Source organism: Haloarcula sp. MBLA0138 (assembly GCF_055632455.1).
Genome location: NZ_JBVMVU010000002.1, coordinates 23,612 through 44,321, shown reverse-complemented (window position 1 = coordinate 44,321; position 20,710 = coordinate 23,612). Strand labels below are relative to the sequence as shown.

The following is a 20,710-nucleotide window of genomic DNA, read 5'->3' as shown; positions in this document are numbered from 1 at the left end:
TACGTCGCGGGGTGGTGACCCCCGCACCCCTCTCGGGGGTTCTACAAACAGAACCGGAAACGCCCTCGTCGTCCCTACTGGCTAGCTGCGGGGAACTCGAACCCGCCGGTGTCGGTCTGTGACTCCTCCGTGTCGGTAGTCTCTGATTGGACAGCCTGGCGGGCCTCTTCCAGTTCCTCGCGGCGATTGTCGGCGCTCTGGTGGACGCTGATGTCGTGTTTCTCGCAGAGTGCTCGCTCGACCGCGAAGGTCATCTCGTCGAAATCGACCGCAGTGATGTCGACGTCCTCCGGTGAGGGCGTCTCATCAGCGACGTCGATGTCCCGCGACCAGGTATCGGCCGAAATGTCGCTGGTCGGGAGTCGCCACTCGTCGCCCTTGAGTTCTTCACGCAGGTACTGCGCGAACTCCTTGTAGTGATCGAGCGCGATGTTCTTCGTCGCTGAATCGGCCAGCAGCGCGATGGCGAGCTGATCGATGCGGGCCTCGTCGGCCTCCGGTCCCCAGTCGAACCCACCAGGGGCGCGGCGTAGAACGTGGAGGTGCTTGTCCAGCACGTCGCCATCGGGCGTGTACACCAGCTGTCCACCCACACAGCGTTCGCCGCGGTATGCTCGGCTGCCGGTCATCGGAACTCAACCTCCCGATGATCCAAGCCTCGTGGTCGCGTCGGGGGCTGGCTAGGCCGGGAATCCGACGGTCGGCGGGCGGTGTCTGGACTGCGTCCGGCTTGCCGAGTGCTTGCACTCGCGGTCCCGGCTGGTCGGGGCCCGACGTACATCGGCTTTCGCGCTTGACTTCGCTCCATGACGACCTCTCGATGGAGCAGCGTACAGAGTTCCATGACGCTCTCGGCGAGGTCGAACGCCGCTGCTCGCGACCGGAGATCGTGCTGGCTGAAGAGGATCGTCCCATCGGCTCGGTCGATCCGAACCAGCCAGTCCGAGGGGTGCTGGACGTGGCAGAGGACGGATTTCGAGAACTCGTAGGCGAACACGAAATGGTCGTCGTCTGTTCGGCGATGCAACCACCAGTGGTCAGGGGCGACCTCGCTGTTGTGCTCAGAACTCATCGATGACCCGGGACGGCTGTGACGTCCCGCACCCCTTGCGGGACGTGAAACAACATCAGTACCTCACAAAGCATCACCAGTTAGCCTGACCTAAGTCACCTGTTCTGTCGTGATGAGTCGTCGATAGCGGTTGAACAACACTAATCGGAGACGGAGCTGTCGCTGTCGGCGGCGGTCAGCCGCCGACGCGACAGCGTAGCCACTCACAAGGCGGCGATCCTGGTAAGTGACTACCGATGAAACCGGTCGTCAGGTGGCCGGTTTGCGGGGACGGCCCGACGCACCGCGAGGGCCGTCCACGCGGCCCGGCGAACCATATTCACGAACTCCTTGTACGGCCACCACCAGAGGCGACGCCCACCTCGGCGGGGCGTCGCCACGTATTCGTAGTGGAGATACCGCCAGACGTTCTGCAACAGCAGACTCACCACGACGTACATCAGTCTCACCGTTGCGTCTCGTGTCGTTGTCGTCGCTATCGCTTGCTCGGACAAGCGATAGCTCGACTCGATACCGAAGCGTTTCGAGTAGTGGTATCGAGCGTCGCGTGGAGTCTCGATGAACGGCGCGTCAGCGGCGTAGCCGTGACGCGCCACGCCGTTCTCGTCATACCGTCCATTCAGGTACGTACAGTCGATGTAGACGGGAAACTCGACGGTCCAGCTATGACCGTCGAGTTTCCCTGTCAGGTCGTGTTGAATGACGCGGCTCCAGCCTTCCGAGAGTTCCTGCTGAATCGCCTCACCCCACCGGATGATCGGGACCACGTAGGCGTAGTTATGCGCCTGAAGCAGCGTGAGACACTTGCTGTCGTAGAATCCGCGATCGAGGTAGACGGCCTTGACCTCGGTGTCAAGGCCGTCAAGCACACCGAGGAACTCAGCGAGGACGCTGCTGGCGGTGTCGCCGTCTTCGAGACGGCGCACCGCCAGCGTGTAGCGTTTGTTCTTCACACGCGCGTAGAGTGTCGCGTACGCGTGGAACGCGGTGGTTCCCCGCTTCGCTTCCGAGTGGTAGAGGCCGTCTGTGTCGGCTTCGTCACCGTAGTAGGGCCGCAGGTGGAGGTCTGCGCAGACCTCCACCTGCTCGGGGAGCAGTTCGACGACATCCTGCCGAAGGAGTGTGTTAGCGACTCGTTCGAGCCGTTCCGGCTCGAACTTCGTCCGCAGGTGGTAGAGGATCGTGTTCGCCGATGGCGAGTCTTCACTGGAGTTGCACAGCGTGGAGATCGAGGTCCCGTCGGCGGTCGCGCCGACGAGGACCTCGTAGATGTCCTCGGGATCGATTTCAGCGTTATTCGCCAGGGTGAGAGAAACTTCCTCGTCAAGCCGGTTGACGAGGAAGTTAAGAAGTTGGTCTTCGTGGATTTCACTGTCCGCTTGCTTTGCTTGCTTGGACACAACTCAGCAAGCGGACTCCTTCAACTTGCGAGCTTTGTGAGGTACTGAGTATATCTTTCAGCCTCCTCAACGACAGTCCAGTCGACGGCTTCGTGAAGCGAGCAATCGCCGGCGACCAGCTCAGCGATCCGCTCAAGGAAGTCCTGCTCCTCCCAAGCCAGCGCGACGTCTTCGAACCGATGGTGCTCCCGATCGTAGACAGCGAACATCTGGACGGCACCGTTGCGGTCCAAGTCAGCCCGAACGTGAGCCGGGAGTGATTCCAGCGCAGTCTCAGGGAGCGGATACGCAGGAACATCGTGGAGTGAGGCGACGTCGAACGGAGTCAGCTCCCGATGAGAGACATCACCGAATTTCATCAGATAGCCGGTCTCTGAGGCGAGTTGCGTCCGACCTTCAAGAAGGTGCTCGGCAAGTTCTGGATAGTCATCTCGGTCGACCGAGCCGGTTTTGAAGATTGTAACGAGATCGCGGTCACCGCCACTAGGGGGATGTGCTGTCATCAGTCGTCATTCTCCGTTGTACGACTCAGATTCGTCTTCACAGAGTATGAGTCTGCCTCCGGGGCATTGCGTCCTCAGCGTCTGTGTCCCGGAGTGTCGCCGCACGGTCGGCGAGCATTCGGAGCACCCAGCGTCGGCACTCGTGCTGGTTCTCGTAGCCCACGTACTCTCGAACCGTCTCGACATCGTGCATACAAGCGACGCCGCCCCGGATGAGCCGTCGGTTGTTCGTCTCGAGGAGCGTCGCAGGAGGGAGCGCCTCCAGAATCGACCGGGAGGGACGTTCGGACATGCGTGGCTACTGGTCCGCTGCTTCGCAGGAGTTACCCCACGGAGAGGATTCGAATGTCGATTGTGGGGTAACTCGGTCGGCTGGAGTCGTCGTGGACCGGAATCCCATCGACACTCACTCCTCGGCAGTATCCGATGATCGACGGTCGGACCAATCACCGAACAGTGGGACCGTCGACGCGTCACGGTCGTCGAGTGTCCGCTGGCCGGGGGTCGAGGAAGCGAACAGCGGCTCCTGTTCACCGGCGTCCACACCGCTGGCGCTCGTTTGCGGCCGGTCGTCGACGAAGCTCTCGCTCGTGGGAACATCGAGTCGGGTCGGTCGCTGATGGCCGACCTCGATGCCGTGATCGGTGAGCGTGGTCTCGACCGCACCCGTCTCGACCTCCAGTCCCTCCGTCCCGAAGACTGCCTGGCGGTGGATAGAGAGATTAAGTCGTGAATGGTCGTCTGTCGGTTCGTGATCGGACGGCTGTGAATCGTCGGTGGGCATGGGGTACCGAGGAAACTGGCGTTGCAGAATCGCCAGCTCCCTCGCCCCATTCGAGGCGTTAAATTTCGTCTGTCAGCAGTGATTTTGTGGAGTCGTTCCTCGATGTCGACTCGCCTCAGGCTGGCGGTCACAGGTCGGTCCTCGCGAACGCGCCTCCCCGCGGACCATCCCCCTCGATGTACTGCCCTTCGAGGTGAACCTCCAGCGCGTCCGGCCGTCCACCGACGAAGCGCCCGGTCACGGTGAAGGGTGTACCCCACGGCCCTCGTCCCTCGTCGTTGTCACTGGTTCGGCACGCATCGTTGGGAGCGGCTTCGACGTACACCTCGGCCGTTCGGGCGTCGACGAGGACGTGAGCGAGCGCGAATCCGTCACAGTCCCACTCAACGTGGCCTCGCCCGTCGACAGTGAATCGGTCGTCCTTGACGCTAATCGAGAGTTCGTCGGGCTCTGTCCCGAGGAAATCCCGAGTCCGGTCCGTACCAATCGAGAGAGTCACCTCCGTCAATCCCAGCCCATCGGCAGGATCGTCGACCCAGGGATGGTCGTTGGTCGGAGGGCTGTCGACGGGACCATCGATAACCTCGCCGCTGCGTTCCGCCAACTCTCGGCTGGTCTCATCTTGGTCACCATCACTGGGGGGCGTCGCTGGTTCTGCCGTGTCAGTCGTGCGTCCCGCACTCGAGTCATCGGAATCGCTCCCCTCCCCGTCACCAGCGCTGACAGCCGGGGCACCGCCGTCCGGAGCTGGCTGCCCGAAAATACTGGCACAGCCTGCCAGCGATACCAGTGTGGCTGAGGAGACTGCCGCGAGAACGTCTCGCCGCCGCCACCTGCGTCGCTGGAATCGACTCAGATGCTGGTGCGGGTGATGTGTGCGGTGCCGACGGCGCGAGGACATGTCTCGTCTACTTCCTCCTCAGCGGCCATCTACTAAGAAATTTCAGAGGGTGCGCGAAACGCAACTGTGCGTTGGCCCGACCGCCGGTTAGGGCCATTCATCGCTCGGGAGCCCCGGAGTATGGATGCTCGCCATGGCAGGACTGACGAACCGGCGGGCACGATACGGGACGTCCAGTCCGTCTGTCACGGGCAGAAAGAGCGACTCTCGGGCACCGAGGACGATCGCTGCGAGCAGTTCGTGTTTGCAGAGTACTCGCCACGGTGCGTCGGCCTTGAACGGGCATGTACAGACCAGCCCGTCAGACCACGGAACTAATGGATACCGGCTCCCACTCGCATACTCGCCCACGAGAAGCGGGGCGGGCAAGTCGAGTCCGTACTCACTTGGAAGCGCTCCAGCTTCGCTCTGGCCGCAGGAAAGATCCCGTTCATGAACGACGTACTGCGGGGGAAGGCTCCGCTCTTGGGCGAATGATTCGGGCTCGGGATCAGAACCGAGGACGACCGCTCCGACGAACCCGTTGTGTTCGAGAAGTGTCTGGCCATCGGCCGTCTTGGCGGGACCGTCGTCGATTAACGAGCCGTACGAGGAGCGTTTTAGGACCGAACAGAGATTGATCTTGGGAATCAGCGTCCGGTACCACGTCTCTCGACGGTCGCGCTCCGACCGGACGGCGGCTTCCGGAGCATCCGCTGAGCGACACTGTCGAAGGCGGTGGGCGAGGAATGCTGGGGCACCTGAAAGCGCGTCTTCGTCGTCATAAACCTCGTAGTACGGTGCTTCCTCAATGAGACGGTGCTGACAAGTTCCCTCCGCATACTGGACCCCAAGCGGTTTCGCTCGGCCTGCCCGGTGCCAGGGATCGGAGTCGACTGCATCGCGCTCTCGGGAAGTGGAGTTCAGCAGAAGCTGATCGTATCGAATCGGCCCGCCAGCCATGAAATCGAGGCGAATGCTATGTTCGACCGGCTCGATGGCCGGCGGGTCGGTTTCGACATCGTAGTCGTGCACGGCATCTATATCTGCTATCGCTCCCGGAGGGAGCCTCAGTGGCGGTAGCGTCGACGAGGAGGCGTGAATGTGTCTTCGAGGCATAGGAATCACGGGGCGGGTCAGAATCGCTCGCACCCTATTCGGGTGGATAAAGCAGGGCGAACACCGCCTATATTCTCAGAAGCCGATGAGGAGACTGGCGAACTGATCGATCCGGTCGTCGAGTCGCTCTCCGTCGTACACCGTGGTCTCTCGCTCATAATAGTCGGCGAGTTCCGAAGCGTCGGTCGAGAGATGTCCCGGCTGGGTATCGGTGGCGATGGTGAGCGAGCAGACGGGAGCATGGGCGGCTCGAATCTGATCGATGACGTCGTCGACGTTACTCGGCTCGCCGTCGGTCACGGCGACGATGAGTGGTTCGTCGCGGTGATCCTCCACGAGTTGGCGTACAAGTTCGAGAGCGTCCGCCAGCGGCGTTCCCCCACCACAGTCCGTGTCGAGTAGCGCCGCTTGGACGTGGCGAGTCTCGACAGAGAAGGGTTTCACGAGCCGAGCGTGACCGTCGACGAAATCGACGATCGCCACCTCGATCCCGAGCCCCTCTGCGGCGACGGCGAACCGCGCCAGCGCCTTCGTCGCGACCTCGATCTTCGGGGGCTCGCCGTTTCGCATCGAGCCCGAGCGGTCGAGGACCAGCACCAGTGCGTAACGTTTCTTGCGGCCCGGCGTGTCAACCTTGCAGACCCGGGGATCGCCGATCAGAAGCCGGTGGCCCGCGGTGGTGTCGTATCCACCGGCGGTCAGTCCTCGCCGGACACCACGCTGACGGTCGAGCCGGAGCTGTTTCTCGAGCGTGCCAGCAACTCGGGCAGCACCGTCTTCGATGTCGGCCCACATCCCCGGTGGTGCAGGTTCGTCAGCGATGGGAACGAGCTCTAGTTCGTCGAGTTGGCCCGGGCCCCCAGAACTCCCGCCGGCTGCCTGATCGTCGTCTGAACCACTCCGATCGAGCCGGTGACCGAGGTCCTCCAGCTCACGCTCCAGCGCGTCGGTGTCGATGCCCTCCTGATCTGCCTCGTCGTGAGCCACAGTCCGGTCTGCGGTGAGTGCTTCCTCGTAGGTGTCTATCTCGTCAGCAGGATCTCGATCGAGGACCTCAGCGTGTGCCGGCTCGGGAGCGGCCGTGGGTTCCGATCCGTCCTCCGAGGGGGTACTCGGAGTTGGGGCCTTGCTTTCGGCTTGCTCGTGGCCGTAGTCGCGCTCATCGTGAGAGTCAGTCGCCCCTCCAGATGAGCGGTCGTTACGAGGAGCGCCGCCGGCGTCGAAGTCCCCGATGGTCGACTGTTGTGCGGTATCAGAGCTGTCATCCACCTCGTCACCGCTGGAGGGACGTTCACCGTACGAGGACTCGGGTTCTGTGTCCGGGCACGCGATGGAGCGAGCGAGTGCCCGCGCTCTGGAGTCCAGAGGCTTCGAGGTCGGCGACGGCTGGTCTCCATCGTTGCCTACCGATGGCGATGAATCGACAGAGTCCGGGACTGGGGTATCGACAGTGTGGGGGTTCGGATCTTCAACGACAGGTGTCTCGTCGGGGGCTTCGTCGATCGGATCCGGGGTGATTGCGGGCTGGTTGAGGACGTCCTGGAACGGATCCTCCGTTGCGCTCCGTTCGACCTGCGGGCGTTCGTCGCCTTCTCCGTCAGTCCCCTCGTCGCTCGATGGATCAGTTTCAGTCTCAGGACCAGCTGTTTCCGAGCCGTCCGAGTCCGGCGATGAGCCAGAGTCCGCAGCAGTCTCTTGATCATCGCCCTCCGTTGCCGACTCGGCGGATGCTTCGGAATGGTCCTCGAGGAGCGGGAGGATCGCCGACTGCCAGGTCTTGATGACGAGTCGAGCTCGCCGTACAGATGCGGTCTTGTCGTGGCTGTGGGTGATGTCGTCGCGCTCGGCGCTCCGGATCACGAGGGCATCCCGCGCTAACCGCTGGAGTGCCTCCTGAACAGCATCGAAGCCTGTGGCATCCGCCTCCGACGCGAAGACGATCCGCTCGTCGTCCTCATCGAGGAGTACCTCCGTGATGCCCGTCGGATAGATCGCCCATTCGTAGAGAGCGCTCGTCACGGCGTCCCAGAAGGAGAACCGAACCTGCTCTCCGTCGGGAATGTCATCGGGAACTTGCGAATGGATCCGGCGGGTGAGTTCGAGGCGAATCTCGGCGTTGTTGCTGAAATTCGCCCCTTCGATCGCCTCCTGCTCGATGGCACCGTCCTCGATGATGTTGACGAGATCGTGGACCTGTCGGCGATGGTCAGGATCGATCTCGGTTTCGAGGAGTTCTGCGATGGGGCCGATAGCCGTCTTGAGGATATGGAGCAGTTCGTGAAAGGCGAGCCCGAACTGGTGGGCGTGATCGGCGGTCAGTTGATCGTTCACCGGAATTTGGTCCAACGGCGCCGGCTGGGTCGTCACGAGGACGAGGAACTCGGCGTCAACGTTCTCGAGAAGTTGTTCGGCCTGCTGCCGCTCGAATTCAGTTGCGTCGCTGGCCACGAGCGCATCGAGACTGGCAGGAAGGACCGCAGCGGTTTCGACAGCCGGCGTGAGAACGACTTCGACATCGATTCCCGGTGGCAGATGACCACGAACGAATGCACGAAGTCGCTCTGTTCGTCCAGATGACGTCCGCACTTGAGCAGTTACGTCAGGGACGAATCTCTGTGCTGTAGACCCGGTGGACGAAGTGATATTGAACATGGTGATACACGAGAAGCGCGTAGCCTCCTCGTTCATTTAGGGGAGATAAACTCATCTATAGAGCGTTACCCCACGGGCGGATCGAGTCTAACTCGTGGGGTAACTCTACAGAGCGCTTAACACTACAACAAACCGAACACAAACACAGGTGGTGTAGATGGACTACGTAAAGGGAGAAGACGTCACCAATAACGAGCATCTCGCAGAGGCCATTGATATGACCAGAGAGGGCAGTGCTCCAGCCGATGGAACAACCGGCTATGATGAACCGGGAAGCGCCGGTCCTGATTTCACACTTCGCGATTCATGCTTTCACGTCGCTATTGAGGAACTCGAAAAGATCAGTACAGCCCCAGGGGATAGTCATGAAGAGATAGATCAGGTGTTGCGCATGCTTCGAGAAGCGAGGAACGCCGATGATCGCCGCCGCGCTCAAGTCATGGCTGAGGCTCATGAAATTCTACAGAGCGTGTGGGTTCCTCCTGAGTAGCGCTCCGGTATTCCGTTCAAGGCTGACTATAGACGACGACCGAAATGGCTCAGTTTTCGGAAACAATCACAGATAGTCGTTCAGCGTTTCGTAGGTGTCCTCTGGATACTGATTCGGCTCGGCGACTGCCCACACCTCGTTCTTGACCGCCGCTTTCGGGGAGGCGCCGTCCTCGATGTGCTCACAGAGGATCGTCAGATTTCGCGTCGAGAGCGTCGGCCAGTTCTCGTTCTGCCGGGTCTGGTGGGCGAACTGGACGATCTTCCGGAGCGTCACCCCATCCACGACCTCGTGACTGGTGTTCACCTGTGCATCCAGCGTCGTGACCTCCTCGTCGACGTCTTGGATGTAGGGCTGTTCGAGTGCCCGGAACCGACCACGAGTGGCCGAGTTCATCGGCTCGGAATCCCGGTACTCACGGGTCGGCGGATTCATCGTGATCACGATTCGCGCCGACGGATGGGGCTCAACTAGCTCGCCGTGTGCTTTCACGAGGAGTTTGCCCTCGTTGAGCAGGCGATGGAGAGACATCGCGGCGCCGGCCCGCATCACGGGGAATTCGTTGAGTACCAGCACCGACCCATTCAGCAGTGCTTGCTTTGCGGGCCCGTTCCGGGGAGCGATCAGCCCGTCCTCGGTGGGCGTGAGCGGTCCGAACAGGTCCTCCGTGTGGGTCGCCTCGTCGCAATCCACCGAGACGTAGCCACGATTCGTCCGGTGACACAGGTACTTGACGAGGTAGTTCTTCCCGGAGCCCCGTGGGCCAACCAGACGGACCGGAACCAACCCACGGGCCAGTTTCTTCGCGAGCAGTTCGTCCAGTGGAAGCTGGAGACGCGGCTCCGTCGGAATCGCCGGCGGAACCACTTCCACCGACGCATCGACCGGCAGGGCATCGTCACCCGCCTCGGGATGGGTCGCAGCCTTCGGGACATCGGGATGGTCAGGATCGTCGAGGACGTGTAGACCTGTCGGCACCGGGTCCTGTTCGTTCCGGCCGATATCGGAGACGTACTGGGCCTCGACAGCGTCCGGGTCGAGCCCCTCGGATCGATAGCGGGGTTCGCCGACGGGCTCGGTGGCGGCGGTGATATCGACCACCTGGGCGGTCCCTCGACCCGTCGTCTCATCCACGCGTCGACCGTATCGGACGTCGGCACTCCGGGCAAGCCACACGCCAACCGGGACGTGCCGAGGCGCTGCCTGGGTGATCGCCTCCGCACGACTCTCGGTTAGCGTCCCGGTTAACCCGGCGAGATCACCGACGTCGGCGTCCGCGAGATCGGTGAACGTCGCGTAGCCGGCATCACGGAGTGCGGTCGCGATACTTTCGGTGACGACCTCAAGGGCTTGAAAATCGGCAGTCTCAGTAGCGCCAGCAGGGCCACCGAAGGCCTCCGTGATCACGGCCGGCTCCTCCCCTTGGGGCGAGACCCCGACGATGGTCGTACTTCCACCGGTCCCCCGGTCAAGAGTGAAAACCCCCTCGGCAGCACCAGCATCGATGAGGTCCGCGGCCTCCTGATCGCCGATATCGACGTAGTCGCTGACCCGGAGGGTCACGCGTTCGAGCGGGACACTCCCTCCCTCGCGCTTGAGTAGACGATGGACGAGGTGTGAGAGGACGACGAGCGGTTCGGGCCGGTCGACAGCATCTGGATCGGATGAAGACATGGCTGAGGGACGGAATCCGCGTGGGAATCCCGTCACCCGATTGTGGGTCGATAAATCAGCGGTGGACCGAGACTTGGACAGAACACCGGGTCTGGACCGCCTCATCAACCCGGGTGGTTATTACGTGAGACACGCTAGTAGCGTACAGAGGCACCAACGGATCATGGCTGGAACTGGGTCACAATCGAGTTCGGACGGGACGATGCCGGAGATCGTGAAGACAGACGATGTCCTCGGCGGGGACCCCCGGATCGAGGGACACCGTATCGGCGTGTATCACGTCTACCAGCGCTACGTCGAAGGAGACGACACGCCGGAGGGGATCGCCACGAGCTACGACATCTCGGTCGCCGAGGTCCACGCCGCGCTCGCGTACGCCTTCAGCCACCCCGAGGAGATACGTACCATCGAGACTCGGAACCAGTCGATGTACGAGGAACACGCGCCGAATCGCCTCGTTCCTGACGAGACCACCTAGAGGACGTTCGATGGAACTGCTCGCGGACGAAAACGTCGAGACCGAGTGGATACAGGCCCTACGCGACGACGGCCATGATGTCGTCCGCGTCGTCGACATCGAGGATCTCGGGGTAAGCGCGTCTGATCCGGACGTCCTATCCGTTGCAACCCGAAAGGACCGCGTTCTGCTGACAGCCGATCAGTCGGATTTCAGTAATCCACCGGCAGACGAGCATCCTGGTATCATCATTATCGCGGACGTGACCCGGACGGGCGGCGAAGTGAGACGTGCGGTTCGCCGAATCGAACGGTCAGTCTCCGACCTCTCCGATCACGTCGCGTACGTCAGTGACTGGCTGTGACTGTCTGCGGAGAAGACTCGTTATTCATCGACTGCCGCGTCCAGTTCGTCAACGTCGGGGCTCTCTTCGAGATCGGGATCGACATCCAGGAGCACGTCGCGCATCTCCTGCAGGATCGTCTCGGCTTCGAGCACGGGGAGGCCCTGCTCGCGCGCCGTGATACGGGCATTCATTCGGCCTTGGACGTAGTCACGGGCGTACTCAAGGGCGGTCGCGAGGCCGCCGACGCCGTGCCGGTCGAGAAACAGCTGAATGTTCTCGTTCGTCTCGCGTCGGGCGAGCGCGACGAACAGCGCCGGCGTAATCTGATAGGAGTCGTCGTCGGTCTGGATGGTGAGGTCGATCTGGCGGGCTTGGTACCGATGCGGCTGGTTGTCCGTAACGCGCTCGAGAATACCGCTTTCGATGAGATGGTTCACGTCCTCGTAGACGGTCGTTGTCGAACTATCGAGACCCTCGGAGAGTTCCTCGACTGTCGGGGTATCGAGAGTGAGCACCCGGGCATAGATCTGCGCATACCGCTGGTTCGTCACGACATCGGAGATGGCGAGCATCGCATCGAGTGGATGTGAGTCCCGAGCAGCCTCCGACATGTATTTCGCTTTCCGTGGATTCTGTAAAACACTGTCGCCGGACTCCCTCGTCGAGAATTAATCGAGATCGTCGAGCTTCCGTTGGACACGGTCGTGGAGCCGCTGTGCACCGCTGTCTGAGAGATCGACCTCAGTGTCGACCTTGATGCCAGGAACGTCGACGATGTCCTCCAGCGCGTCGCTGAGGGTCTGTTGATCGTCTGCGATGACGCGTTTATCCGGCTCCTCAACCTGCCGATCGTGTTCTTTCAGGGCCAGCTGAATCATCATGGCCGGTTTGCGGAGGAGTTCACCAGCCACCTCGATGTACTCCTGATACGTATCCGACGCCAGCGACCCTTCGTACGAATCGAGGAGTGCGATCAGTAGCGACAGCTGAAGATTATACACCGTCGGTCGGGACGGCGGCGAGGCGAGGGTCGTCGCCCGGTCGGCAGCGGCCTCGGCGTACGTCGCGGCCAGGCCCCAGTACTCATAGCAGGCGGCCACATCGAACGGAAGGACCTCGAAGTCGTAGGCGATGGCCCGGGTGCGACGGATCGCGCGGTCGACGTCGACGAGTCGGTCGGCGATATCGTCGTAGATTGCCTTCCACCACTCGTTGATCGGCACGCGGTCGTTTGCCCGCTCGTGTGTGGCGTCGGTCGCCCGCCCGTAGTGCCGGCGCGTGTAGCGCTTCCCCGTATCGGGAACGACGGTACCAGTCTCGGGAAAGTAGAGGATTGGCTTCGCCCACAGCGTCTGCGTCCCCCGGAAGTCGTAGCCGGTCTCGAACCCGCCGTACACGACCAAATCCGCCTCATCCGAGTCGGCAACGCTCGTCATGCCGTCGGTATCGTCATCGAACTCCGTGTCCTCACTCCCGGAGACGATGTGTTCGAGGCCCGGACAGACGACGAACATCTTCAGGAGGCCACCCCAATCCCGGTAGCTCGCCCAGCCGAACGCCGCAGTCTCACCGCTCTGCTGGAGCGCTCCGATAATGGGGAGATACGCCTCCTGTGGGTTGATAATCGAATACCGGTCCGAGGCAATCTGCCAGCGGAATTTGACGTCGTAGCCGAGAGCACACAGCGCCTTCCGCCGCTCGTCGACGATGTCCTGGTGATCACGGATTCGAACTAGCGGGTCCGACGACGCCCTCGTCGCAAGATCGCCGAGTGAACACCCCGCAACGTCCTCGAGCGCGTCGACATCCAATCCGTGAACGTCGCGAATTGCCTCGGTATCGACGGTTCCGTCCACTCCGACGAACTCGTTGGTCGCCCAGAGCTCCCCGGAATTGGCCTGCGGGAGCGTCGCGATGATGTCCTTCAGCGATCGGGGATCGGGATCGAGACACCGAGCTTCCGATGAAACCGCATCGGGGTAGTCGCCCTGGTCGGCAGGAGTGAGGCCAGCAAAGGAGAGGGTTGTCTCACGGGCGAGCAGGTCTGCGACAGGAACGGTCGCCGCTATCGAGCGTGGCGCGTCGTCAGCGGTGGCTGTGTCTGGTTGTGTTGGTGTGGACATGACGATCGAAGGCGAACCGCGGCTCTCGATGAACGGAGAGCTGAACTAGTCCGCCCCTCACCCAATTCAGGAACCTAAATCACCAAGGGCGAACAAGTCGCAGCTATCCAGAGGCGGTAATCGAAGGATCATCCTCGGCTGCTTCCTCGTTCCCGTCATCCTCGTCAGTGTCGTCAGTCACGAGCGTCTCCTGGTCGTCGTCGTACTGTGGAATGTACTCTTCTCCCCCGAACCACCGGACGAGCGTCGGTCGGAGATTCCGAATCGTCGTCGCCGTCGATTCGCCGACGTGGTCGACCGTCGTGAGCGAAGTCGCGTAACAGGCCCAGGCGGCGAATTCGCCCATCGTTTCGAACTCCTCTCCAAGCGCACGTTTGGCCGCCGACGAGGTGAGCCGTCCATGTGTCGAAAGCCACTGCTTGGAGAACGGCTCGGCCGCCGGGTCGCGCTCACCACGTCGAGTCGCCTGGAGTCTGGCCAGATTGCCGCGGGTGTTGCCTTTCTTCCAGAGGGCATCATCATACCGGCGGATTAGCGCGAGTTCCTCGGCATAGGTGATGGTGTCCAAATCGATTGTCTCGATGTTGACGTCCGCAGGCTCTGGAGCGGTATTCTCCGGATAGTCCCGATGCAGGTACTGCTCTCGATAGCCCGACTCACGGAGGTCCTGGAGACGAACCGACCATTCATCGTCCGTGAGTTCCCGGCGGACGAAGTTCTCGGCGAAGAGATGGTACTCGTCGACGGCGACTTCGAGTCCGAGTGTTGGCGCGAGCAGCGCGATGGCGAGCTGGCAAGCACGTTCGGGAGCCGCGTCCGGGCCCCAGTCGAAGCCGCCGGGCGACACTGGATGGACTGCGAGGTGCTTATCGAGGAGATCGTCGCCGGCGTAGACGAGACAGCCCCCGAGCGTTCGCTCGCCTCGATACCGTCGGGCTCGATTTGTCGACTGTGAGTAGTTTGTTTTCATGCGCGATGGATGCCGAGAACCGTGGTCACGTCTCGATGCGTGGCGCGAGCATCCGGGTCATTGATCCGTCCCCGTCGCCGAGAGCGTACGAGAGCATCGCCGGAAATTCGTTCCCGAAATCGATCCTCACAGCGGTTCCCGCGGGTGTCGTCCGGACAATCTTTTTCATGTAGTCCAGGCTGAACAGCGAGGACGCCTCCGCGAGGGTAACCGAATCCCAGTCGTCAGCGTCGATCCCGAAGTCGACGCTATCCGTGTCGCCCTCGGCATCGATCCGGAACACTTCCTCCTCGGGGTCCATTCGGAAGCCGACGTGGTCAGCAACCAAATCGGCCGCTTTCACCCCCTGGCGGAGCGTGTCGCGGTCGAGGGTGACGCTCGCTGGTAGCTCCAGCTCGGGAAGCGTCGGTTCCGACCGAATCGTCGCCGGGTCCAGACAGGCCATCTGGAACTCGAGGCCAGTGACGGCCACGACCAGCTTCCGGCTCTCCGTGTCGAGGTGAAGTTGGACGAGGTCACCTTTGTTTGCGAGCGAGACCGCATCCCAGAGCCGGTCAAGGTCGCTTCCGATAACGCCGGGAGTCGCCTCGTAGGATTCGAAGGCGCTCGCCGAGAGATTGAGGTCGTCCATCGCGACGTTCGCGGGATCAACCGCTCGGACGCGGATGCCCGATTCGTCGATCTTCACGCGAGCCTCGTCGACAGTCGCCCGGAGTGCCCGCAGAATGTTCTTCAGTGGCTCCGACTGGATCGCCGCCCGGAACGTCTCCGGCGGACCTGTGGACGTCGGCTCGTCCGTCTCTTCGTGTTCGGACGGAGTGGGGGCTCCCTCGTCGCTCGATGCTTGGTCGGTCGTCGGTTCGTCCTGCTGGCTGGTCGCTGACGGCTCGACAAGGGAATCTTCGCTCTCGTCGGTGTCAGCGCTCTCTGGGGTTGATTCTGTACTCATAGTTGTTGGTAAGAGCAGTCACTAGGAGTGGGAGATAAGAGTCTAATCGAAGATGCAGCAGATCGACTCTACCTCTCACTCAGTCCCTTACGGGATGATAAATCTCGACTATCGAACGCTAGCCCGAGGTACGATCCACAAGGACAAAACAACGGACCACCAAGGGTCACTGGAGCCGAACAGTAGCCCCGGCGTGCTCTAGAATGTGTTTGTCGACCATGCGATCGATAGCATCGTCGACTGCGTCCTTCTTGTCGTCCGAAAGCATTCTCACATTCGAGAGGACGTGCTCCCGGATTGCCTCGACATCGTCTATCCTATCATCAACAGCCCCCAGAACAGTATACTCGATCTCGAAATCCGTCGCGAAATCCGCGATACGGGACGTAAATGTGTTCGGAAGCCCTGACAGAGAATTGACCGCCATCTCGATAGTAAACAGCGGATGGGATCGGTCGCGGATCTGTCGTGCTTCAGTCGATCCAGTGTTGAAGGGTCGCTGTTCGTCAATCTCGGTCAGAATCGACTCGTAGTCGAGTCCACGCTGGGCGTACTTTCGCATATCCTCGATATCGCGTCGTCGGCCACTCGCCAAGTCACCGCCGGAGACCGCTTTCAGTAAGAACATATCCTCATCCGAGAGGATGAACGCCGTCGCATGATTGCCGGACCAGAATTCCTCAGCCCGGTCATGCATTCGATCGGTGATCCACACCTTCCCGACGACTTGCTGTTCGAAGAGATCGATCCGGAACCCACGCTCGTCATGCCGGAGTTCAACGGTTTTTCCCACACCCTCAAACGATTCCGTCGGTTCGTTGACCACCGCGAATTCCTGGGACTGCAGCGCCTGATAGACGTGTTCGAACTCGGAAACAACACCCAGGGCCAGGTCGATATCCTCGGTCTGATCTTTCAGCCCCCGTATCGTCATCGCGGACCCTCCAAGGAGGTACACGGTAACAGGCTCCGAGAGCCAGCTGTCGAACTCTTCGAGAAACGCCCTGATCGCCTCACCTCCTTTGAACACGGTCATGATACCTCGTACTGCTCTTTGAGGGCCATATATTCTGATTCACTCGGGAGGAAGACAGGGAAGTTGTCCGAGGCACCGAACTCTCCACGAAGCGGCCGGTACAATGCAGTCACCGTTGTCTCTAGGTCGTACCATCGTGCGGTTTCTGTGAGCGTCTGCGGGTCGATATCTAGCTTCTCGATCAACAGCATGGAATAACTGACGCGGCGCGAACCACTATCGAGGACGAGGGTGTGACATACAACGTCGGCAGGCGTGAGTTCTTCGTCGGGGGCATACCAGAACGCGGGTTCGCCAGCGAGGAAGAATTGTAGGCCGTGTTCTTGAAATTTGGCGAGCCCAGTCAACTGCCATTCAGCGGCTGACTGCAGTGCGGTCGTATCATCGGACGTCTGTACACGGACGAGCGCCCGCTTCGGGTCGCACCACTCAACGGTCGCACTCGGGGCAATCTCCCGAACCCGCGATCGGTGGTCGTGGCGTACGACGGCACGAGCGAACTCGAGCAGCGGCGAGAGGTCTTCGCTCAACGCGTACTCGGGACCGGACGGCGACAGCATCGCTCGATGCTTGAGTGGCGATAATGCGTTGTGGACGCCCTGACGAGTGATATCGAGTCGTTCTGCAATTTCGGAGGCACGGCGCGGTTCGTCGAGATACCAGCACACCCGGAGCGTAGCGGGCGAAAGAACCTCAATCCAGTCAACGTGGCCGAGCTTCGACCGAAGATCTCGATACGCTTCGACGACCGGGTGGTCAGTCGCCCGAACACGACGCTGATTGTGAGATTCTCGGGTTTCGGTCACCAAACCTTCGGACTGCAGCTCGTCTAGTATCTCATAGAGATGGGGTTGTGAATACTCAGTCTCTCCTGCGAGCTCAGACGGAGTTGCTGTCCGGCCAGCACTCAGTGCGTCCAGAACAGCGAGTCCGGCCTTGGTGAGCATCGTTGTAAACTGTAGTACTGGGTCGTATAAATACGTTTGTGGAATTTCGTTTACAATCTGTTGAATTAGTTCACACGCCCCTTGCCATCTCTCATAGAGAGCAAACTGCCGGAAGCCAATCGCACTCCGGGCAGAACGCATCGTACACACCGAGTGTTTCGTCGAACTCCCACGACCCATCCGAACGGAACCGGACGCCTGCCCTGACGATAGCGTGAACGACCGAGTGACCACACTCTGGACAGGGCTTGCCCGGACGCCATCCGGCTGTGGACGGGTCAAGCATGACCTCGATGCGTTCCTCTCGACCAGTGATCTCGTCGGTAGTCATGGAAGCCCTCGTTCGATTTTAGTTGAAGAATCGGAGGACTCAGCGGACCAGACCGGTAACTCTCGATCCTGGAGAGCCTGCCAGACGTGCTGGAGACTGACTTCAGAGATACGAGCGGCGGTGGCGAGATGCTCTTGCGTTACGGCGCCGAATCCCTCCAGTTCACGACCGGCGAAGTAGAGACAGCCAGCAGCGACACCGGCGGGTTTGCGCCCGTTCGCGAGGTCGATGAGCACGTCCGAATCGCACAGTTGTGCCGCCCGCTCTCGAACCCGCTCCGAAGCGTCGACCGCACTGGCGAGTCGTGGGAGAAAGTCCGCAGGCACAGCCGGTGGAATCCGTAGCGACAGCTCGCGATTGAGCACCCCATACGCCAGCCGAACCTTACCGTGGTCGACCCGAGCCGCCTCAGCGACTTCGTCGAGAAAGCGCGGCAGTCGACGGCGACGACACGCTGCGTACACCGCCGCACTCGCTATCGATTCGAGTGACCGACCTCGAATCAGATCCTCGGACTGTGCCTCGCGAAACAGCTGACTCGCCTCCGCCTGGATACCCTCTGCGAGGTCGAGTGCCCCGCCGATCCGTCGAATCTCACCGAGTCCGTGCGCGAGATTCTGGTCGGCCTTACTCTCGAAGCGTGCTCGTCGATTCCAGCGGCGGAGTCGACGCAGGCGAGCCCGAGTCGCAGCCGAAAGCTCGCGACCGTGGCCGTCTCGGAACAATCCGATCTCGGCAGAGACGCCCCAGTCGTGACGCATCGGCGTGATCGGGCTGCCAACCCGTCGCCGCTCCGCTTCATCGTAGGGCGTCCACTCCGGACCGTGGTCGAGGCCGACATCCTCCACGATTAGACCGCAATCGGGACAGTACGTCTCGGTGTCGTCGCTGACGAGCGGCACATCATCGCATTCAGAACAGCAGTCACGCTCGTTCGGCGTCGATTCGTCGACGACGTCGATACGCTGGTCGGAAACGGTACACTGGTCGGTCGGGACGGCGGCGTAGCTGGGTGAATCGAGGTACATTTTGGAAAGCGGCCCGGTGAGGGCCGAGGATCGATCTGCGGTCGGTCAGTCGAGGTTCTGGTCGGCGATATCCGGCGGGAACGGTGGGTCGAACGTGTCGTGGAAGGCCAGACAGACCTGATCCTGCCAGGCAGCGTATTCGTCGGGAGGCGTCCGCTCGAATCGCTTCACGCCGAGGCCAGACTCGCGGGCGAAGGCCTCGAGATCGACCGCGTCGATGCTCGTGATGGCATCCGTCGATGGCGTCGGCTCGGCTGCTGCGGGAAGCGGTCGCTCGATCCAGCCGTCGAAACAGCCGTCCGTCGAACTGATCACCACGGCGCCGTCGGTCGCGCCGACGAACAGCCGCGTCGTAATCCGAGCGAGGTTTCGATACAACCCTGGTGGAATCACGAGCACCAACTGGTCGGTATCGATCATCTCGACCCGACCGTGCGCGATGACGCGTCCGTTGACCCGCCAGTGCTGGCAGTCGTCGAGCCAGCCACCGGTCTGGAGTCGGCCAACGGCGGCCTCCAGAAACGCGAGGGTTCGGTACTGAATATAGCCGGCGACCGTCGCGTAGAAGCTCACGACACCCTCCACAGGTCCTGGCGAGTGTCGAGCCCCACGTCCACTTCGAACGGGTGAGGACGGATGGCAGAGCCGAGGCTCGCCACTGGCCGATCAGTAGTGGACATCAGCGGGCACCACCCAGATCGAATCGGAGTCACGGTCCTCGATGTAGCGGTCGACTGCACTCCGGGAACGGAGCCCGGCGCCGTGCTCATCGTAAATCCAGACTGATGGGCCTGCGAACTGTCCGAGTCGGTAGCAGTCGTACCGGACGAGGTCGACATCATCCATCACGTCGGTCGGTTCGAGCGTGTCGAGCTTCTCACGAAGCGTCGCGACGGTTTCGACGAACCACGTTGCTTGTGCCTCGATCGCGTCGTCAAGGAGTTGTTCACCGGTCGCGGACGACAGCCGATGGGCGGGATCGAGCCCACCGTAGCGAGGGTGGTCGCGATACCGTGCGGTCGATTCGTCGAGCATCTTGTAGTAGTCGAACGCAGTACTCGCGCCCTCACCGATCCCGATCAATCGGTCGAACGCGAATCGTGCGGTGCCGACCGCCTCGATCGCGTCGGCTGCAGGGACGAGTACGCGTATGAGCATGTGCATGATCGCCGTTCCTCGCCCCCTTCGGGACAGATAAACTCGCGTTACAAATCCTTCGGCGTTCGAGAGAGGGAGGCTAGATCGGTTCAGTATATAAGTGAATCCAATAGCCGAACGTTCGGTTATGTATATAAGTATTGGTAGTAACCTAGATAGTGTGCTGCTCGAACCGCCAGCCCGGAAACGCGGGTTCAAAAAAGAGCGTCTCCACCGGGTCCTCCTCAATCATTCTGACGGGGAGCTGAGCCGGTACGAGATTACGCAGCGGGCCAGCGTCTCGAAAGGGTGGGCCTATGAGTACTTCGAGCAACTCGAGTCGGAAGGGTACATTCACAACGCAACCGTTCAGGATCCGGACGGGCTGTATCGTCACTGGCTCGAGACGCGAATCGAACCGAATGCAGTCCGGGTGTCGTTTCAACAGCCGCTGAACCAGATCCGTGAGGCTGATCTCGACTACGCACTCACTACCTATGAAGCCGAACAGGTCCACCAGGGGTTTCTCTTCAGTTCCTCGACCGACCTGTACGTCAGGGAGGACGATATCCCGATGTGGCTCACCATCATCGAGGAAAATGGCCTCATCGGTGGCGGCAATACGGAGTTTCGGGCGACCGACGAGCACGTCTTCTACAACACCCAAACCGTCGATGACGTCACGACCGTCTCGATCCCACAGTTGATCGTCGATCTCCTCGACGAAGACGGGGCTGCCGCCGAAGCCGCAACCCGACTCATAGCCAGGTATCACGGAGAAGACGATGAGTAACGCTGACCAGAGCCAGTAT

Annotated in this window: 24 protein-coding genes; 5 read left to right on the top strand and 19 right to left on the bottom strand. The window is 61.3% G+C overall.

Annotation, left to right across the window (positions count from 1 at the left end; genetic code table 11):
• Nucleotides 1-74 precede the first annotated feature (74 nt).
• Complete coding sequence (locus ACV7JO_RS15640; RefSeq protein ID WP_470356046.1) at nt 75-578, bottom strand: DUF6166 domain-containing protein; 504 nt, start codon at nt 576-578, stop codon at nt 75-77.
• A 242-nt stretch (nt 579-820) separates the two neighbouring features.
• Here ACV7JO_RS15640 and ACV7JO_RS15635 point away from each other — a divergent pair, with 242 nt between their 5' ends.
• Nucleotides 821-1,078, top strand: coding sequence for a hypothetical protein (locus tag ACV7JO_RS15635; RefSeq protein WP_470356045.1), 258 nt, complete (start codon nt 821-823; stop codon nt 1,076-1,078).
• Nucleotides 1,079-1,302: 224 nt separating this feature from the next.
• Here ACV7JO_RS15635 and ACV7JO_RS15630 read toward each other — a convergent pair whose 3' ends face one another.
• The 7 genes from ACV7JO_RS15630 to ACV7JO_RS15600 all read right to left on the bottom strand — a co-directional run bounded on the left by ACV7JO_RS15630 (nt 1,303) and on the right by ACV7JO_RS15600 (nt 8,446).
• Nucleotides 1,303-2,472 (bottom strand): ISH3 family transposase, encoded by a 1,170-nt coding sequence (locus ACV7JO_RS15630; protein ID WP_470353182.1) that lies wholly within the window; start codon nt 2,470-2,472, stop codon nt 1,303-1,305.
• Between the two features lie 20 nt (nt 2,473-2,492).
• Nucleotides 2,493-2,975 carry a hypothetical protein gene (locus tag ACV7JO_RS15625; RefSeq protein WP_470356044.1) on the bottom strand — a complete coding sequence of 161 codons (483 nt, stop codon included), beginning with the start codon at nt 2,973-2,975 and terminating at the stop codon, nt 2,493-2,495.
• Between the two features lie 37 nt (nt 2,976-3,012).
• A complete protein-coding gene (locus ACV7JO_RS15620; RefSeq protein ID WP_470356043.1) occupies nt 3,013-3,267 on the bottom strand; it encodes a DUF8129 domain-containing protein in 255 nt (84 codons plus the stop codon).
• A gap of 114 nt (nt 3,268-3,381) precedes the next feature.
• The gene (locus tag ACV7JO_RS15615) at nt 3,382-3,759 is read right to left on the bottom strand and encodes a hypothetical protein (RefSeq protein ID WP_470356042.1); all 378 of its coding nucleotides are present in this window, start codon (nt 3,757-3,759) and stop codon (nt 3,382-3,384) included.
• Nucleotides 3,760-3,886: 127 nt separating this feature from the next.
• A complete protein-coding gene (locus tag ACV7JO_RS15610; RefSeq protein ID WP_470356041.1) occupies nt 3,887-4,363 on the bottom strand; it encodes a hypothetical protein in 477 nt (158 codons plus the stop codon).
• A 384-nt stretch (nt 4,364-4,747) separates the two neighbouring features.
• A complete protein-coding gene (locus ACV7JO_RS15605; protein WP_470356040.1) occupies nt 4,748-5,674 on the bottom strand; it encodes a hypothetical protein in 927 nt (308 codons plus the stop codon).
• Between the two features lie 159 nt (nt 5,675-5,833).
• Nucleotides 5,834-8,446, bottom strand: a complete 2,613-nt coding sequence (locus tag ACV7JO_RS15600) for a vWA domain-containing protein (protein WP_470356039.1) — start codon at nt 8,444-8,446, stop codon at nt 5,834-5,836.
• 121 nt (nt 8,447-8,567) lie between these two features.
• Between ACV7JO_RS15600 and ACV7JO_RS15595 the strand changes: the two genes are divergently transcribed.
• Complete coding sequence (locus tag ACV7JO_RS15595; protein WP_470356038.1) at nt 8,568-8,900, top strand: hypothetical protein; 333 nt, start codon at nt 8,568-8,570, stop codon at nt 8,898-8,900.
• A gap of 66 nt (nt 8,901-8,966) precedes the next feature.
• Here ACV7JO_RS15595 and ACV7JO_RS15590 read toward each other — a convergent pair whose 3' ends face one another.
• On the bottom strand, nt 8,967-10,574 hold the full coding sequence (locus ACV7JO_RS15590) for an AAA family ATPase (protein WP_470356037.1): 1,608 nt from the start codon (nt 10,572-10,574) through the stop codon (nt 8,967-8,969).
• Between the two features lie 163 nt (nt 10,575-10,737).
• Between ACV7JO_RS15590 and ACV7JO_RS15585 the strand changes: the two genes are divergently transcribed.
• Complete coding sequence (locus ACV7JO_RS15585) at nt 10,738-11,052, top strand: DUF433 domain-containing protein (protein WP_470356036.1); 315 nt, start codon at nt 10,738-10,740, stop codon at nt 11,050-11,052.
• Nucleotides 11,053-11,062: 10 nt separating this feature from the next.
• On the top strand, nt 11,063-11,395 hold the full coding sequence (locus ACV7JO_RS15580) for a DUF5615 family PIN-like protein (RefSeq protein WP_470356035.1): 333 nt from the start codon (nt 11,063-11,065) through the stop codon (nt 11,393-11,395).
• Nucleotides 11,396-11,415: 20 nt separating this feature from the next.
• Here ACV7JO_RS15580 and ACV7JO_RS15575 read toward each other — a convergent pair whose 3' ends face one another.
• The 10 genes from ACV7JO_RS15575 to ACV7JO_RS15530 all read right to left on the bottom strand — a co-directional run bounded on the left by ACV7JO_RS15575 (nt 11,416) and on the right by ACV7JO_RS15530 (nt 19,925).
• Nucleotides 11,416-11,988 (bottom strand): DUF7437 domain-containing protein, encoded by a 573-nt coding sequence (locus ACV7JO_RS15575; protein ID WP_470356034.1) that lies wholly within the window; start codon nt 11,986-11,988, stop codon nt 11,416-11,418.
• Nucleotides 11,989-12,045: 57 nt separating this feature from the next.
• Nucleotides 12,046-13,500 (bottom strand): hypothetical protein, encoded by a 1,455-nt coding sequence (locus tag ACV7JO_RS15570; protein ID WP_470356033.1) that lies wholly within the window; start codon nt 13,498-13,500, stop codon nt 12,046-12,048.
• A gap of 103 nt (nt 13,501-13,603) precedes the next feature.
• Nucleotides 13,604-14,470: a DUF6166 domain-containing protein gene (locus tag ACV7JO_RS15565; protein WP_470356032.1), complete on the bottom strand. Its 867-nt coding sequence runs from the start codon at nt 14,468-14,470 to the stop codon at nt 13,604-13,606.
• Nucleotides 14,471-14,495: 25 nt separating this feature from the next.
• Complete coding sequence (locus tag ACV7JO_RS15560; RefSeq protein WP_470356031.1) at nt 14,496-15,419, bottom strand: DNA polymerase sliding clamp; 924 nt, start codon at nt 15,417-15,419, stop codon at nt 14,496-14,498.
• A 166-nt stretch (nt 15,420-15,585) separates the two neighbouring features.
• Complete coding sequence (locus ACV7JO_RS15555; RefSeq protein ID WP_470356030.1) at nt 15,586-16,455, bottom strand: hypothetical protein; 870 nt, start codon at nt 16,453-16,455, stop codon at nt 15,586-15,588.
• Nucleotides 16,452-17,402, bottom strand: coding sequence for a MarR family transcriptional regulator (locus ACV7JO_RS15550; RefSeq protein WP_470356029.1), 951 nt, complete (start codon nt 17,400-17,402; stop codon nt 16,452-16,454). The genes ACV7JO_RS15555 and ACV7JO_RS15550 overlap by 4 nt, the downstream gene beginning before the upstream one ends.
• A gap of 91 nt (nt 17,403-17,493) precedes the next feature.
• A complete protein-coding gene (locus ACV7JO_RS15545) occupies nt 17,494-17,733 on the bottom strand; it encodes a hypothetical protein (protein WP_470356028.1) in 240 nt (79 codons plus the stop codon).
• Nucleotides 17,730-18,761 carry a transcription initiation factor IIB gene (locus tag ACV7JO_RS15540; protein WP_470356027.1) on the bottom strand — a complete coding sequence of 344 codons (1,032 nt, stop codon included), beginning with the start codon at nt 18,759-18,761 and terminating at the stop codon, nt 17,730-17,732. Before ACV7JO_RS15540 ends, ACV7JO_RS15545 begins: the two co-directional genes overlap by 4 nt.
• A gap of 45 nt (nt 18,762-18,806) precedes the next feature.
• Nucleotides 18,807-19,334 (bottom strand): hypothetical protein, encoded by a 528-nt coding sequence (locus ACV7JO_RS15535; RefSeq protein ID WP_470356026.1) that lies wholly within the window; start codon nt 19,332-19,334, stop codon nt 18,807-18,809.
• 93 nt (nt 19,335-19,427) lie between these two features.
• Nucleotides 19,428-19,925: a DUF7995 family protein gene (locus ACV7JO_RS15530; protein WP_470356025.1), complete on the bottom strand. Its 498-nt coding sequence runs from the start codon at nt 19,923-19,925 to the stop codon at nt 19,428-19,430.
• 154 nt (nt 19,926-20,079) lie between these two features.
• Between ACV7JO_RS15530 and ACV7JO_RS15525 the strand changes: the two genes are divergently transcribed.
• Nucleotides 20,080-20,691, top strand: a complete 612-nt coding sequence (locus ACV7JO_RS15525; protein WP_470356024.1) for a hypothetical protein — start codon at nt 20,080-20,082, stop codon at nt 20,689-20,691.
• Nucleotides 20,692-20,710 lie beyond the last annotated feature (19 nt).

What these genes read in the sequence shown, in the direction of transcription:
- ACV7JO_RS15635 (WP_470356045.1), top strand. Translation starts at nt 821, where the DNA reads ATGGAGCAGCGTACAGAGTTCCATGACGCTCTCGGCGAGGTCGAACGC.
- ACV7JO_RS15625 (WP_470356044.1), bottom strand. Translation starts at nt 2,975, where the DNA reads ATGACAGCACATCCCCCTAGTGGCGGTGACCGCGATCTCGTTACAATC.
- ACV7JO_RS15620 (WP_470356043.1), bottom strand. Translation starts at nt 3,267, where the DNA reads ATGTCCGAACGTCCCTCCCGGTCGATTCTGGAGGCGCTCCCTCCTGCG.
- ACV7JO_RS15615 (WP_470356042.1), bottom strand. Translation starts at nt 3,759, where the DNA reads ATGCCCACCGACGATTCACAGCCGTCCGATCACGAACCGACAGACGAC.
- ACV7JO_RS15600 (WP_470356039.1), bottom strand. Translation starts at nt 8,446, where the DNA reads ATGAACGAGGAGGCTACGCGCTTCTCGTGTATCACCATGTTCAATATC.
- ACV7JO_RS15595 (WP_470356038.1), top strand. Translation starts at nt 8,568, where the DNA reads ATGGACTACGTAAAGGGAGAAGACGTCACCAATAACGAGCATCTCGCA.
- ACV7JO_RS15590 (WP_470356037.1), bottom strand. Translation starts at nt 10,574, where the DNA reads ATGTCTTCATCCGATCCAGATGCTGTCGACCGGCCCGAACCGCTCGTC.
- ACV7JO_RS15585 (WP_470356036.1), top strand. Translation starts at nt 10,738, where the DNA reads ATGGCTGGAACTGGGTCACAATCGAGTTCGGACGGGACGATGCCGGAG.
- ACV7JO_RS15580 (WP_470356035.1), top strand. Translation starts at nt 11,063, where the DNA reads ATGGAACTGCTCGCGGACGAAAACGTCGAGACCGAGTGGATACAGGCC.
- ACV7JO_RS15575 (WP_470356034.1), bottom strand. Translation starts at nt 11,988, where the DNA reads ATGTCGGAGGCTGCTCGGGACTCACATCCACTCGATGCGATGCTCGCC.
- ACV7JO_RS15570 (WP_470356033.1), bottom strand. Translation starts at nt 13,500, where the DNA reads ATGTCCACACCAACACAACCAGACACAGCCACCGCTGACGACGCGCCA.
- ACV7JO_RS15565 (WP_470356032.1), bottom strand. Translation starts at nt 14,470, where the DNA reads ATGAAAACAAACTACTCACAGTCGACAAATCGAGCCCGACGGTATCGA.
- ACV7JO_RS15560 (WP_470356031.1), bottom strand. Translation starts at nt 15,419, where the DNA reads ATGAGTACAGAATCAACCCCAGAGAGCGCTGACACCGACGAGAGCGAA.
- ACV7JO_RS15555 (WP_470356030.1), bottom strand. Translation starts at nt 16,455, where the DNA reads ATGACCGTGTTCAAAGGAGGTGAGGCGATCAGGGCGTTTCTCGAAGAG.
- ACV7JO_RS15550 (WP_470356029.1), bottom strand. Translation starts at nt 17,402, where the DNA reads ATGCTCACCAAGGCCGGACTCGCTGTTCTGGACGCACTGAGTGCTGGC.
- ACV7JO_RS15545 (WP_470356028.1), bottom strand. Translation starts at nt 17,733, where the DNA reads ATGACTACCGACGAGATCACTGGTCGAGAGGAACGCATCGAGGTCATG.
- ACV7JO_RS15540 (WP_470356027.1), bottom strand. Translation starts at nt 18,761, where the DNA reads ATGTACCTCGATTCACCCAGCTACGCCGCCGTCCCGACCGACCAGTGT.
- ACV7JO_RS15530 (WP_470356025.1), bottom strand. Translation starts at nt 19,925, where the DNA reads ATGCACATGCTCATACGCGTACTCGTCCCTGCAGCCGACGCGATCGAG.